15 protein-coding genes and 1 rRNA gene are annotated in these 11,995 nt (G+C 54.0%); all 16 read left to right on the top strand.

The window, feature by feature from the left end; genetic code table 11:
• Positions 1-10 precede the first annotated feature (10 nt).
• Positions 11-298 carry a BMC domain-containing protein gene (locus tag AC3WRW_RS19180; protein ID WP_127455654.1) on the top strand — a complete coding sequence of 96 codons (288 nt, stop codon included), beginning with the start codon at positions 11-13 and terminating at the stop codon, positions 296-298.
• Between the two features lie 171 nt (positions 299-469).
• Complete coding sequence (pduL, locus tag AC3WRW_RS19175; protein ID WP_492547908.1) at positions 470-1,090, top strand: phosphate propanoyltransferase; 621 nt, start codon at positions 470-472, stop codon at positions 1,088-1,090.
• Positions 1,091-1,903, top strand: coding sequence for a hypothetical protein (locus tag AC3WRW_RS19170; protein ID WP_492547907.1), 813 nt, complete (start codon positions 1,091-1,093; stop codon positions 1,901-1,903).
• A gap of 6 nt (positions 1,904-1,909) precedes the next feature.
• Positions 1,910-2,218 carry a EutN/CcmL family microcompartment protein gene (locus tag AC3WRW_RS19165; RefSeq protein WP_492547906.1) on the top strand — a complete coding sequence of 103 codons (309 nt, stop codon included), beginning with the start codon at positions 1,910-1,912 and terminating at the stop codon, positions 2,216-2,218.
• Positions 2,194-2,535 carry a BMC domain-containing protein gene (locus tag AC3WRW_RS19160; protein ID WP_492547905.1) on the top strand — a complete coding sequence of 114 codons (342 nt, stop codon included), beginning with the start codon at positions 2,194-2,196 and terminating at the stop codon, positions 2,533-2,535. Before AC3WRW_RS19165 ends, AC3WRW_RS19160 begins: the two co-directional genes overlap by 25 nt.
• Before the next feature lie 4 nt (positions 2,536-2,539).
• A complete protein-coding gene (locus tag AC3WRW_RS19155; RefSeq protein WP_492547904.1) occupies positions 2,540-2,980 on the top strand; it encodes a EutP/PduV family microcompartment system protein in 441 nt (146 codons plus the stop codon).
• A 26-nt stretch (positions 2,981-3,006) separates the two neighbouring features.
• A complete protein-coding gene (locus AC3WRW_RS19150; RefSeq protein WP_492547903.1) occupies positions 3,007-4,452 on the top strand; it encodes a sensor histidine kinase in 1,446 nt (481 codons plus the stop codon).
• The gene (locus tag AC3WRW_RS19145) at positions 4,449-5,042 is read left to right on the top strand and encodes an ANTAR domain-containing response regulator (RefSeq protein WP_492547902.1); all 594 of its coding nucleotides are present in this window, start codon (positions 4,449-4,451) and stop codon (positions 5,040-5,042) included. Before AC3WRW_RS19150 ends, AC3WRW_RS19145 begins: the two co-directional genes overlap by 4 nt.
• A 7-nt stretch (positions 5,043-5,049) precedes the next feature.
• Entirely contained in the window at positions 5,050-6,534 is a 1,485-nt protein-coding gene (locus AC3WRW_RS19140) for an ethanolamine ammonia-lyase reactivating factor EutA (protein ID WP_492547901.1), read from the top strand.
• Complete coding sequence (locus tag AC3WRW_RS19135) at positions 6,531-7,892, top strand: ethanolamine ammonia-lyase subunit EutB (protein ID WP_492547900.1); 1,362 nt, start codon at positions 6,531-6,533, stop codon at positions 7,890-7,892. Before AC3WRW_RS19140 ends, AC3WRW_RS19135 begins: the two co-directional genes overlap by 4 nt.
• A gap of 13 nt (positions 7,893-7,905) precedes the next feature.
• Positions 7,906-8,766: an ethanolamine ammonia-lyase subunit EutC gene (gene eutC / locus AC3WRW_RS19130; protein WP_492547899.1), complete on the top strand. Its 861-nt coding sequence runs from the start codon at positions 7,906-7,908 to the stop codon at positions 8,764-8,766.
• A 35-nt stretch (positions 8,767-8,801) separates the two neighbouring features.
• A complete protein-coding gene (locus AC3WRW_RS19125; RefSeq protein WP_281364241.1) occupies positions 8,802-8,930 on the top strand; it encodes a hypothetical protein in 129 nt (42 codons plus the stop codon).
• Between the two features lie 45 nt (positions 8,931-8,975).
• Complete coding sequence (locus AC3WRW_RS19120) at positions 8,976-10,499, top strand: amino acid permease (RefSeq protein WP_492547898.1); 1,524 nt, start codon at positions 8,976-8,978, stop codon at positions 10,497-10,499.
• Between the two features lie 87 nt (positions 10,500-10,586).
• Positions 10,587-11,339, top strand: coding sequence for a YwmB family TATA-box binding protein (locus AC3WRW_RS19115; RefSeq protein WP_492547897.1), 753 nt, complete (start codon positions 10,587-10,589; stop codon positions 11,337-11,339).
• A 20-nt stretch (positions 11,340-11,359) separates the two neighbouring features.
• Positions 11,360-11,572 (top strand): hypothetical protein, encoded by a 213-nt coding sequence (locus AC3WRW_RS19110; protein WP_492547896.1) that lies wholly within the window; start codon positions 11,360-11,362, stop codon positions 11,570-11,572.
• Between the two features lie 352 nt (positions 11,573-11,924).
• Positions 11,925-11,995, top strand: a 16S ribosomal RNA gene (locus AC3WRW_RS19105); the annotation flags it as partial.

Raw genomic sequence — 11,995 nt, 5'->3', positions numbered from 1 at the left:
GGAGATCGCAATGGCAGGAGAATTGGCCGCATTAGGTTTAGTGGAAACGAAGGGCTTGGTTGGTTCGATTGAAGCGGCAGATGCGATGGTGAAGGCGGCGAATGTGAGGTTGGTCGGGAAAGTACATGTTGGCGGCGGACTCGTTACGGTTATGGTCAGGGGCGATGTCGGCGCGGTCAAAGCGGCTACGGATGCAGGAGCTGCGGCTGCGGAGAAGGTGGGAGAGCTGGTGTCGGTACACGTAATCCCCCGCCCGCATTCGGATATTGAGTTCATTCTTCCTAAGCTTGAAGGGTAAAATATGGCGCTCATTACGGAAACGCAACTGCGTGCGCAGCTGATCAAAAGGCTGCCGAACCCGTTTCCGGTCGCGGAGGGGGATAAGCTGACCCCGGCAGCCGCCGATTTTCTGAAGGAGCGGGGGATTCCTTTACAGCGCATAGAGCGCAGCCTAGCCGCCCCCACGCTTTTGAAGGAGCCCCCCACGCACATTCCCGTTGGCGTCTCCAACCGGCATGTGCACCTTGCCCCCGGTCATGTCGATGCGCTGTTCGGCAGCGGCTATAAGCTGACACCTCTACGCGAGTTGTCTCAGAAGGGGCAGTTTGCCGCTCAAGAAACGGTGACGCTCACGGGGCCGAAAGGCAGCATTGCCCATGTCCGTATCCTAGGCCCCGCACGGGGAGTGACCCAAGCCGAAATCTCGCGTACAGACGGATTCGACCTGGGCCTTCATCCCCCGGTTCGTCTCTCCGGCGATCTCGCAGGCACTTCCGGGATGACCTTGATTGGCCCGAGAGGAACCATCGACTTGCCCGAAGGGCTGATCATCGCGCAAAATCACGTGCATGCCTCGCCGGAAGAAGCCCGGCAGCTGCAGCTCGAACACGGAGACCGCATTATGCTGCAAGCCTTGGGAGAGCGGCCGGTCATTTTTGCCGATGTGATGGTCAGGGTGAGCCCGCAGTTTTCGCTGGATTTTCATATCGACAGGGATGAAGCGAATGCAGCCCAATTAAATACGGGCGACACGGTTCAAATGATCCGTAAGCATAGTAGGATGACGATTGCCGAAAGGAGGCGGCTATAGGTGGAGATCAAGCAAATGGTCGAAGCGATCGTTCGCGAGCTTTTGGGACAGCAGGCTGCGAGGCCTAAGCTGCTCTACTTGTTTTACGACAGCACGTCGCATGAAGCTTTCACAGATCATTTTATCACCTTAAATATTAACGGCATTGATCATGATCTTATGTTCCTGGACGGCGAAGCCTCCTGCTGGCTGGGGAAGCACAAAATTGAATGCGGCGGCCGAGGCAAAACGATTGCCACTGACGAGTTCGCTCCGGCCCCTATAGAGGTACCGCTTGCGTACGAAGGCATCGTGATCCCGGAGATCGATCTCGATAATGCGGCGAGAGCAGCCCTTGGCATGAAAGGGACGATCGTTTCGGAAATCATTTTTTCCGCCTTGGTTCAACATAAATTCGTGCTCATAGGCGAGGACATCTCCGGGTTGAAACGGGCGGATCGCCGGACGCTGCAAACGCTGGAGATGCCCGCCCCGTACCGCAATCTTTTGGATTATTACAAAATGGAGCTTCAGATGTACGGCGTCGACTTCGCTCCCGTTAAGCAGCTTGCCGATAAGGCCGTCAGCAAAATCCGCGCGGAAACTAAAGAAGCTTCCAAAACTGAGGCCACCGCATCTGCATCGCCAACGCCTCCTGAATCCTCTGTCTGCGTCTACGAGGGAAAACTGGTCTCTGCGGAATGGATCGCACGGGAGCTACGCGATCCGTCGTTCAGCGCGCTGCGGATTGGCAAGAAAACGATGATTTCCGCGCTGGCGCAAGACATGCTGAAAGATAGAGGCATCACGATCGAATACATGGCCGAAGGGTGAGGTCCTATGTTTTACGGTAAAGTCATCGGCAGCGTATGGGCGACGCAAAAAGAAGCGGGCATGGATAATCTGAAGCTGCTCGTGATCCAGCCCATGGATTTCAAAGAGAGCGAAGCCGGCACGCCCGTCATTGCCGCAGACCGCATCGGAGCGGGAGTCGGCGAACGTGTGATCGTATCCAGGGGTAGTCCGGCCCGAACATTGTTCACGGATAAAATGGTGCCCATCGACGCGATGATCGTCGGCATTGTCGACAGCTTCGAGGTCGCGAAGGAAGCCGAGGAGGAAGCATGGACGAGCAGAAACAGAGAGTGATTCAGGAATATGTCCCCGGCAAGCAGCTGACACTGGCTCACGTGATTGCCAATCCCGATCCGGTTTTGTATACGAAGCTCGGCCTTGAGGAACGTAATGCCATTGGCATTCTCACGCTGACGCCGACCGAAACGGCGATCATAGCCGCCGACGTGGCGACCAAAGCGGCGGGTGTGAGCATCGGCTATTTGGACCGGTTCACCGGATCGCTTGTGCTCACAGGGGAGGTGGCTGCCGTGGAGATGGCGATTGCCGCCGTGAACGCTTTTTTACTGGAAAAGCTGAAATTTTCGACAGCGCCGATCACGAGGTCGTAACGGTATGAAAAAAGTGATGATCATCGGTGCCGTCGGCGCAGGCAAATCAACGTTAATCAAAGCATTATTCGGGGAGTCCCAGCCCGCCTCCAAAACGCAAAGTCTCGCCTATCGGGACTGGGTGATCGATACCCCTGGCGAGTACAGCGAGAATCCGCTGTATTACCGCACTTTAATGGCGACCTCGCACGAGGCCGCAGCCGTCCTGCTGGTGCAGGACGCTACACGGGAGCGGAGCTATTTTCCTCCCGGGTTCGAACAAGGCTTTGCAATCCCGGCATTAGGGGCGGTGACCAAAATCGATCACCCCCAGGCAGATATAGACCGGGCCATCGATCTACTGAGGCAGTCGCTGCCGGAAGGCGGTATTTTTTTAACGTCCGCAGTGTCCAAAGAAGGTATGGAGAAGCTGAAAGAAGCGCTTATGCAAATCGTACGATCCTGATCTTAAAAAATGAAGAGGGATTTCCCATGGCATCCATTATGGAATTGTGCAAAATGTATACGTGTTTGAGCGAAGAGGACGCTCGAACGATTCAAGAGATGGCGGTTCACCTTCCGCTCATTGCAGAAGTTTCAGAATCGGATGTCTTCATAGACTGTCCGCTCCCGGATCAAGGATCGGCGCTCGTAGTTGCTGAGGCTCATCCAGCCGGAGGCTCCTCTTTGTACAAGTCATCGGTCGTTGGGCAGTATGCTTTTGCGCAAAATGAGCCTGCCGTCATGTTCTGCCTTCTTTCCGGCCAATCCGTGATCGGCTCGCGGGGCATCTCTCAGGAGCAGATTGCGATCCAGCAGAATGTCGTTCCGATCCGGTCCCGAAGCGGCCAAGTCATTGGCGCATTGATCATGGAGAAGGACATTTCGGAGAAGCTCGAGCAGGAGAAGAATGTGTCCCGATTGATGGAGACAACGGAACAGCTGAGCGAAACATTGCTGGCCGTAGCGATGTCGCAGGGCAGTATGCAGTCGCTGATGCACGAAGGCATCATTGTTTTTGACGACAAGGAGCGGGTCACCTATACCAATCCGCGTGCGCTCGACATGCTGAAGGAAATCGGCCATTCGACGGATACCGCTAACGGCATATCGATAAACCAGCTGTTATATGGGAAATTGGCCGTTCTAGGCCGTTCAGGGCTCATCCATCAGGAGCTGCAAATCGGGCATGTGACCTTTGAGCTGAAAGCTATGTCCATTTGCCGGGAGCAGCGGGAAGTCGGCGGTATTATTTTGCTGCGTGACATATCGGATATGAAAGAGAAGGAAAAACAGCTCGTGATTAAATCCGCCGTCATCAAAGAAATTCATCATCGCGTGAAAAATAATTTGCAAACCGTATCCAGCCTGCTCCGCCTGCAGATGCGAAGAACGAAGCTCGAAGAAGTGGAGCGCGTATATCGCGACAGCATCAACCGCATCAATTCGATCGCCGTCATTCATGAAATGCTTGCTTATGAAGGATTGGAAACAATCCATTTTAACGAGGTCGTAGACCGTATCATCAAAAACATCGTGTCCTCTTCGGCCAAACCGGATCAGACGATCGTCCCGCTCATTTCGGGGGATGAGCTTATTTTGCAATCCGATGTTGCCACGACGCTTGCGCTTGTGGTCAATGAGCTTGTGCAGAACAGTGTGCTGCATGCTTTCGGGGAAAGGCGTGCCGGGCATATCGAGGTTTCGCTGCAGCAGCATGACACCTTCATCCGGGTCTGCGTATCCGACAACGGCATCGGCTTTAAAGCGGCGAACCATTCCGACAGGAAAGGCCATCTCGGCTTGAAAATTACGGAGACACTGGTTGAAGAAAATCTCGGCGGCGTGCTCGACATCATGACGGATGAGCGGGGAACTTTCGTTCAGTTAACTTTTCCGATATCCAAAATACGGCCCAAGGAGGACGAATCCTCATGAAAAATGCCATCGTCGTCGTAGATGACGATCCGATCATCCGCATGGATATTCGCGAAATGCTGGAAGAGGGCGGGTACCTCGTCGCAGGCGAAGCCAAAAATGGCGAGGAAGCGGTGGAACTTATCGCCCGGGTCAAACCTGCTCTGGCGATTATGGATATCAAAATGCCTGTCATGAACGGCATCAAAGCCTCCCATATAATCCGTAAGTTACAGCAGGATACCTCCGTACTGCTCCTGACGGCCTACAGCCAGAAGGAGCTGGTGAAGGAGGCGCGCGAGGCGGGAGTGGCCGCATTCCTCGTCAAGCCGGTGTCGGAGGAGGATTTGCTGCCGGCGGTCGAGATTGCGCTCAGTCAGAAGGAGAAGATGGACTCGCTGAAACAGGATATTAAGCTCTTGAAGCAATCCATCGAGGAGCGCAAGCTCATCGAAAAAGCGAAAGGCCTCGTTATGCAGACGCACGCATTGAATGAGGAAGAGGCTTACGCCAAAATGCGGGATGCGAGCATGTCGGCCCGCATCCCGCTCTCCAAGCTGGCAGCGGGCATTCTCCGGGATGGCGTCCAGACGTTGTCCGTAGGCGGGTGAGCGATACATGGCTGACCAGTGGATCACGAGCGCCGGGCTCGATATCGGCACAAGCACGACGAAGATGGTCATTTCCCGGCTGAAAATCGTGCGCGCCTCGGGGGCGCTAAGCCTGCCCCGTTTTGAGATTACGGAGCGGGAGCTGCTGTACGCGAGCCCGATTTACGGCACTCCGCTCCTCAGCGGCGACGAGATCCATGCGGAGCGCATTTGGGACATCGTCGCTCGCGAGTACGAACAGGCCGGCATCGGGCCGGCCGATGTCAAATCCGGCGCCGTGATCATTACCGGCGAAACGGCGACGAAAACGAACGCGAAACACATCCTGCATCTGCTCGCCGAACGCGCAGGGGATTTCGTCGTCGCGACAGCCGGCGCCGACCTTGAAGGGCTGCTCGCCGGCAAAGGAGCCGGCGCAGAGCGGCGCTCTCTGCAGCTGCGAGGCGCGGTGGCCAATATCGACATCGGCGGCGGGACGGCGAATGCAGCGATTTTCCTTAGGGGCAAGCTGCTTGGCACGGTGACCTTTCACGTCGGCGGCAGGCTCATTCGGATCGATTCCACCGGCGTGGTGCTTGAAGTGTCGCCGTCCATACGTCCCTGGCTGATGACTAGCGAATATAACGTTAATCCCGGTGATAGAGTCAGCCTCCTGCAGTTGAATGAGATTTGCACAGCCATGTGCCGCTGCATGATGGACTATTTAACCGGGCGCGAAGCAGGAGCGGGGCTTCGGGCTTTAATGCTCGGCGCGCCATTAGCATCCATTCCTTCTATAGAAGAATGGATGGTATCCGGCGGCATCGGTTTGCTCATGGCGGAAGCGAAGCCGCCCCAAAGCTTGGCGGACGCAGCCGCACACCAAGATATCGGGCCGCTACTCGCTTATGCTTGGCAAGAGCTGGCCGCCGGGTATCCCGTTCGCCTTACTCTTGCCGATCAGACCGTCCGAGCGACCGTCATCGGCGCGGGGATGCAGAGCACGGAGATCAGCGGCGCTACGGTGCATCTGGATGCGACACTGCTGCCGATCCGCAATCTGCCTGTCCTCAAGCTTGAGTTATCGCCTCAGCTGATCGCCCCGAACGGAGGGCTTGCCGATCAGCTTGACGCCCTCATGCGAAGCGGCGCAAGCCTGTTCGCTCAAGATCATGATGCGACTCCGTTCGGACTCGCTTTGTCAGGGACGCATCTCCTGACCTATTCATCGCTTCAGTATATCGCCGACCGGCTGTATGCGAGCTTCAGCGATCATTTTCCTCATAGCGAAGCTATGGTGGTCATCTGTGAAACGGATATCGCCAAGGCGCTCGGCCAATCTCTTTCGAGACGCTGCGGACAGCGTCCGAAGATCGTTTGCATCGATCAGATCCGTGTCGAGCACGGAGATTATATCGATCTGGGAGAGCCGATATCCGGCATCATGATTCCAGTGGTTGTCAAAACGTTGGCCTTCCAAGGCAGGAGCAGAGGGGAGGGGAGCCGCCCGTGAATTTGAAAACGACGCTGCTTGGCACGACCTTTCAATTCAAAGATTTGAAGGAAGTGATGGCGAAAGCGAACGAAGAGAAGTCAGGCGATCAGCTCGCCGGCATTGCCGCACGGGATGCGAAAGAAAGGATCGCCGCCAAGGAGGTGCTTGCCGACTTGACGCTGGCGGATATTCGGAACAATCCCCTGCTGCCGCCGGAAACCGATGAGGTGTCGCGAGTCATCGAGGAAGCTGTGAACGAGAAGATCTACGCCGAAGTGAGCAATTGGACGGTGGCTGAGCTGCGAGAGTATTTGCTGAGGCAAGAAACGGGGAATGGGGAAATCCGCCGGCTTTCCCGCGGGCTAACGAGCGAGATGGTTGCTGCCGCCGCCAAATTAATGAGCAATCTCGATTTGGTGCAGGCCGCCTCCAAGATGGAAGTCACGTCCCATTGCAACATCACGATTGGCCAAAGGGGCGTGCTTGCCGGCAGGGCTCAGCCCAATCATCCGACAGACAACATACAGGGCATTAAAGCTGCCCTCTATGAAGCTTTAAGCTACGGCATCGGCGATGCGGTGATCGGCATCAATCCGGTGATCGACTCGGCGGACAGCGTGAAGCACATTTTGCAGATGACCAAAGAGGTCATGGACAAATGGCAGATCCCGACCCAGAATTGCGTTTTGGCGCATATCAAAACCCAGATGCGGGCGATCCGCCAAGGCGCTCCTGCCGATATGGTGTTCCAGAGCTTGGCCGGAACGGAGGACGGCAATAAAGCTTTTGGCATCGATGTCGCTCTGCTGAACGAAGCTGACGAGCTTATCGCTCGGGAAGGCACTGGAACAGGGCCGAATTTGTGGTATTTTGAAACGGGTCAAGGCTCGGAGCTGTCCGCCGAAGCGCATCACGGCATCGATCAGGTCACGCTGGAGTCGCGCTGTTACGGGCTTGCCCGAAAATATAAACCGTTTATCGTCAATACGGTGGTTGGTTTCATCGGGCCCGAGTATCTCTATGACAGCAAGCAGGTTATTCGCGCAGGGCTGGAAGACCATTTCATGGGCAAGCTGCAGGGGCTGCCGATGGGCGTGGATGTTTGCTATACCAACCATATGAAGGCGGATCAGAACGATATGGACAATTTGGCGGTGCTGCTCTCCGCTGCCGGCGTCAATTATTTGATCGGTGTGGCTATGGCCGATGATTGCATGCTCAATTACCAGTCGACCAGCTTTCACGATATCGCGACCCTGCGTGAGCTGATGAGGCTGCGGCCGGCTCCGGCCTTCGAACAGTGGCTGGTGAGGATGGGCATCATGGAAAACGGCCGACTTACGCCGCTGGCGGGGGACCCGACGCTATTTATGTGAAAGAGGTGTAAGCATGAACGAAGCTGTCCCCCTCGACGCTCTGGTGGATAGGGTAATGGCAGAGCTGGAGAAGAAGCTGTCCGTTTCTGTGTCAAAAGAGGAGGAATCCCCGCCTCCGCCGTCTTTCGCTGTGTCGGCGGACGAGGAGCCGCAGTCCCATGTCCCCGATCCCAAATGGGAGGAAGGAATGAGTGAGCTGCTGGCCAGCACGCCGTCGCGAATCGGCGTTTGGCGTACAGGGACCAGGGCGCTGACTAAAGAAGTGCTGAAATTTCGCCGAGATCATGCCGCAGCCGTCGATTCCATTTATGGGGAAGCCAGTCGAGCGCTTTTGGACCAATTTGGTTTGTTTACGGTGGAAACGCGCTATGAGAATACGGAAAACTACTTAAAACGCCCCGACATGGGACGGATCGTCACTGAAGAGGGAATCGCCCTCATACAGCAAAGGTGCGTCATGCATCCGCAGGTGCAGATTGTCGTATCCGACGGGCTGAGCGCCAATGCGGTAGATGCCAATTTAGGCGATGTCTATCCTTCGCTTCTAGACTCGCTAAGTACATATAAGTTATCCACAGGTACTCCGTTTTTCGTGCGTGGCGGCCGGGTTGCCGTGATGGATCATATCGGCGATATCGTGCAGCCCGAGGTGCTTGTGCTGTTGATCGGCGAACGGCCTGGGCTCGTTTCGTCCAAATCGTTAAGTGCCTACATTTGCTATAAACCGCGCAAAGGCACGGTAGAGAGCGACCGCACGGTCATTTCCAACATTCATCGCGGGGGTACCCCTCCACTGGAGGGCGGCGCGCATATCGGCACTATCGTGAACAAAATGCTCGAACAAAAGACGAGCGGCGTCAACCTGGAGATCTGAATAGCAAGTCATTCGGCGAAGGAGGTGGGGACGGAATGGCGCTGGCGATTGGCATCGTAATCATTGTGATCACGTGTTTGTTTGCGGGATGGATCGTTAAAATCGCAAACCGGAGCATTCGCGAATTCGATGAAAGCAAGCATGAAAGCTTCTTGGGCAAATGAGACGGGTTTGGGACATGGGTAACGATCTGATGAGGAGGAGTAAAGATGAGCGTATCTTCCAATCATCACGACAAAGACAAAAGTGATTTGAACAAGTTCGGCTATGCCCAAGAGCTGCTGCGCAGTATGGGCGGGTTTTCCAACTTTGCGATCTCATTCTCCATCATTTCTATTCTGACTGGCGCCGTATCTTTGTACGGCCATGGATTGACCTATGGCGGATCGGGGATGATGGGCTTCGGGTGGCCGATCGTTGCGTTTTTTGTCATGTGCGTAGCGGCTGTCATGGCAGAACTGGCCTCGGCTATCCCGACGGCCGGCGCCTTGTACCATTGGGCTGCTATTCTGAAAAACAAACGCTGGGGCTGGTATACCGCCTGGATCAATCTTATCGGGCAAATCGGCATTGTGGCCGGCATCGATTATTCCGTCGCGCTGTTCGCCGATCCCCTGATTGCCAGCGTCTTCGGTTATGAATCCAACAATACCACCGTATTGATTTGCTTCACTGTCATTTTGCTTTCACACGGTATCTTGAATCACATTGGCATTCGGATCGTTTCGAAACTTAACGATTTCTCCGCCTGGTACCACATTGCCGTGGTGGCGGTGTTGGTCTTGTCCCTGGCCTTTTTCACCAAAGGCAGCCTCAACCCGGTCACGTATTTATTCAAAGTAGGCGAAACCTTTTCCGATAAACCTTATATGTTTGCCTTTCTGATCGGGCTTTTGCAGGCACAGTGGACCTTTACAGGCTATGACGCTTCAGCGCATACCATTGAGGAAACGATCAACCCGCGCGTGCGCGCGCCGTGGGGGATTTTCACATCCGTCGCTTATTCGTTTGTCATCGGCTTCATTATGCTTGCCTTTGTTACCTTGTCTATCAAAGATGCCGGCGCTGCTGCCGGTTCCAGCAATGCGTTCATCTATGTCATCAGTGAGGCGCTGGGCGGCACGTTCGGCTCCGTCATTTTGTGGCTTGTCACGGCGGCGATGTGGTTCTGCGGACTTGCGTCCATTACCTCTTTTTCCCGCATGATGTACGCTTTCTCCAGGGATCAAGGGATGCCGCTCAGCTCGCAATGGGCGCAAATCTCTAAGAAATACCGCACCCCGGCCAAAGCTATTTGGCTGGCTATCATCCTGTCCTTCCTGCTCGCTTTCATCGACTATCTCATCAAAATGGTGAACCCGGATGCGGCGTATACGACCATTGCGTTCTTGACGGCGGTCAGTGTTGTTGGCCTATATGTCGCTTATGGCATTCCGATTTACTTGAAGCTAAGGGCAAAAGCCGAGGGAAGATTTCAAACTAAGCATCTCGGGCCTTGGAATCTCGGAACGTACAGCACGCTGATCTCCGTTGTTGCGCTGCTCTGGATCATCTTCATTTGCATCATCATGGTCATTCCTCCGAACCAAATGGCCGGTTACGCCGTAGCGGGGATGCTCATCCTCCTGGTCATCATGGATTTGGCCTATTATAAAAAGCACTTCCCAGGCCCGCAGGCCGCGCTTAATAAGTCTATGGAGGAAATTTTGCGCCGGGAAAAAGAGTTGGAATAGCTTAGTCGTTGGAGCGTTTAGCATTTGCTAGATTTGGGCATCCTTTTTACTAGAGTTGAAGATTCTAGTGAAGAGGTGCCTTTTTATATGCAGAAAAATTGGGTTCGAGCCATTATGTTATTCTCCCTTATCGGTCTTATTTTTGGTTGGGTTCGTCATGTCGATGCCCGCAACGGGCAAGAAGCGCTTCAACTTTTAAACACGGTTAAACCGTACATGCTGAGTCAGCAGCAAATTACCTTCAAATATACGGGCTACTACGGAACCTGCGCTGGCAGCGATCAACATATATTGGAGGCCGGAAAGAAACTTTCCCAAGCCTTCGAAATCCCGCAAGAGGATAAATTGAACGAGTCCAATTCTCATTCGGTGTATACCGCGAAGACGGAGGCAGCTCCCGGTGCGATTGTCACTTTAGCCGTAGCAAGTCCAGAAGGCTCAAACGGATGCTACGTTGTTCTGCGACTGGATGCTTCTGAGCAAGCTGCGCAATCCGATTTGATGAACTGGCAGGAGCAGGCGGGCAACCAACTAACGAAACTAGGCATCCAAGGGCAATGGAATGTGATGGTGCAAGGATATGTAAACGAGCAGGGGCAGTCCCGGCAAAATAGTGCCGATGAGCTGATACATGCGATAGCTCAAGCTTTTAAAGGCAAAACCGTAGAAAGCTACAGCGATCCAAAGACGATTAGCTTGTCTCTGGCATCTGAGGAGTTTCAAACATCCGTCAAGAGCGGGAGCCAAACCGTGAATCTCCAACTTGCTCTGCATCAGGAGTCAACCACAGGGAAATGGCGGCTGACAGCAGGCACACCGATTATCACGATGGAGTACTAGTAACGATGAGGAGTGAGATCATGTCAACGATCATGAAACCCGCGATACCAGGCATTATTGCCGAATCCATTGAAAGCTTGCGACGTGAAGGGTGGGCAGACGACGATTTCTTTAACTTTCCTAAGTATGATGATGAATCTCCGGAGGCTCGCATTTTATTTCACTTTTTTCGAAATAACCGCGTTGCGTTCGCGGCGGCGATCGTCAACAGCTATACGGTGCAGGATGGATAAAACATGACTTAACACTTGCCTCAAGCGGCAGGTGTTTTTTTCTGTTGTGTATGAAAAAAAACAGTTGCATTCTGTTTGCGGGACATGTTATATTGTCATTCCGGCCGCAAGACAGTCGCAGGACAAGCCGGCGAACGGTGAAAAGCAGCTCGAAAAAATAATTTAAAAAAAGAGTTGCACAATGAATCGTAGTATGGTATATTACATTTCGCTGCTCCGGTAACACGGCAGTGAGCGAAAGAAATTGATCTTTGAAAACTGAACAACGAGTGAGTAAGCACAGTCGAGCAATCGACTTTAAAAGAGATTGAATAATCTCGCTAGCAAGTCAAATGAGCAAGTCAGCTTTTCTTTTATGGAGAGTTTGATCCTGGCTCAGGACGAACGCTGGCGGCGTGCCTAATACATGCAAGTCGAGCGGAT

Source organism: Paenibacillus sp. FW126-R14 (assembly GCF_058789495.1).
Note: the sequence above shows the minus strand (reverse complement) of the source record. Positions and strands in the feature narration are given on the sequence as shown.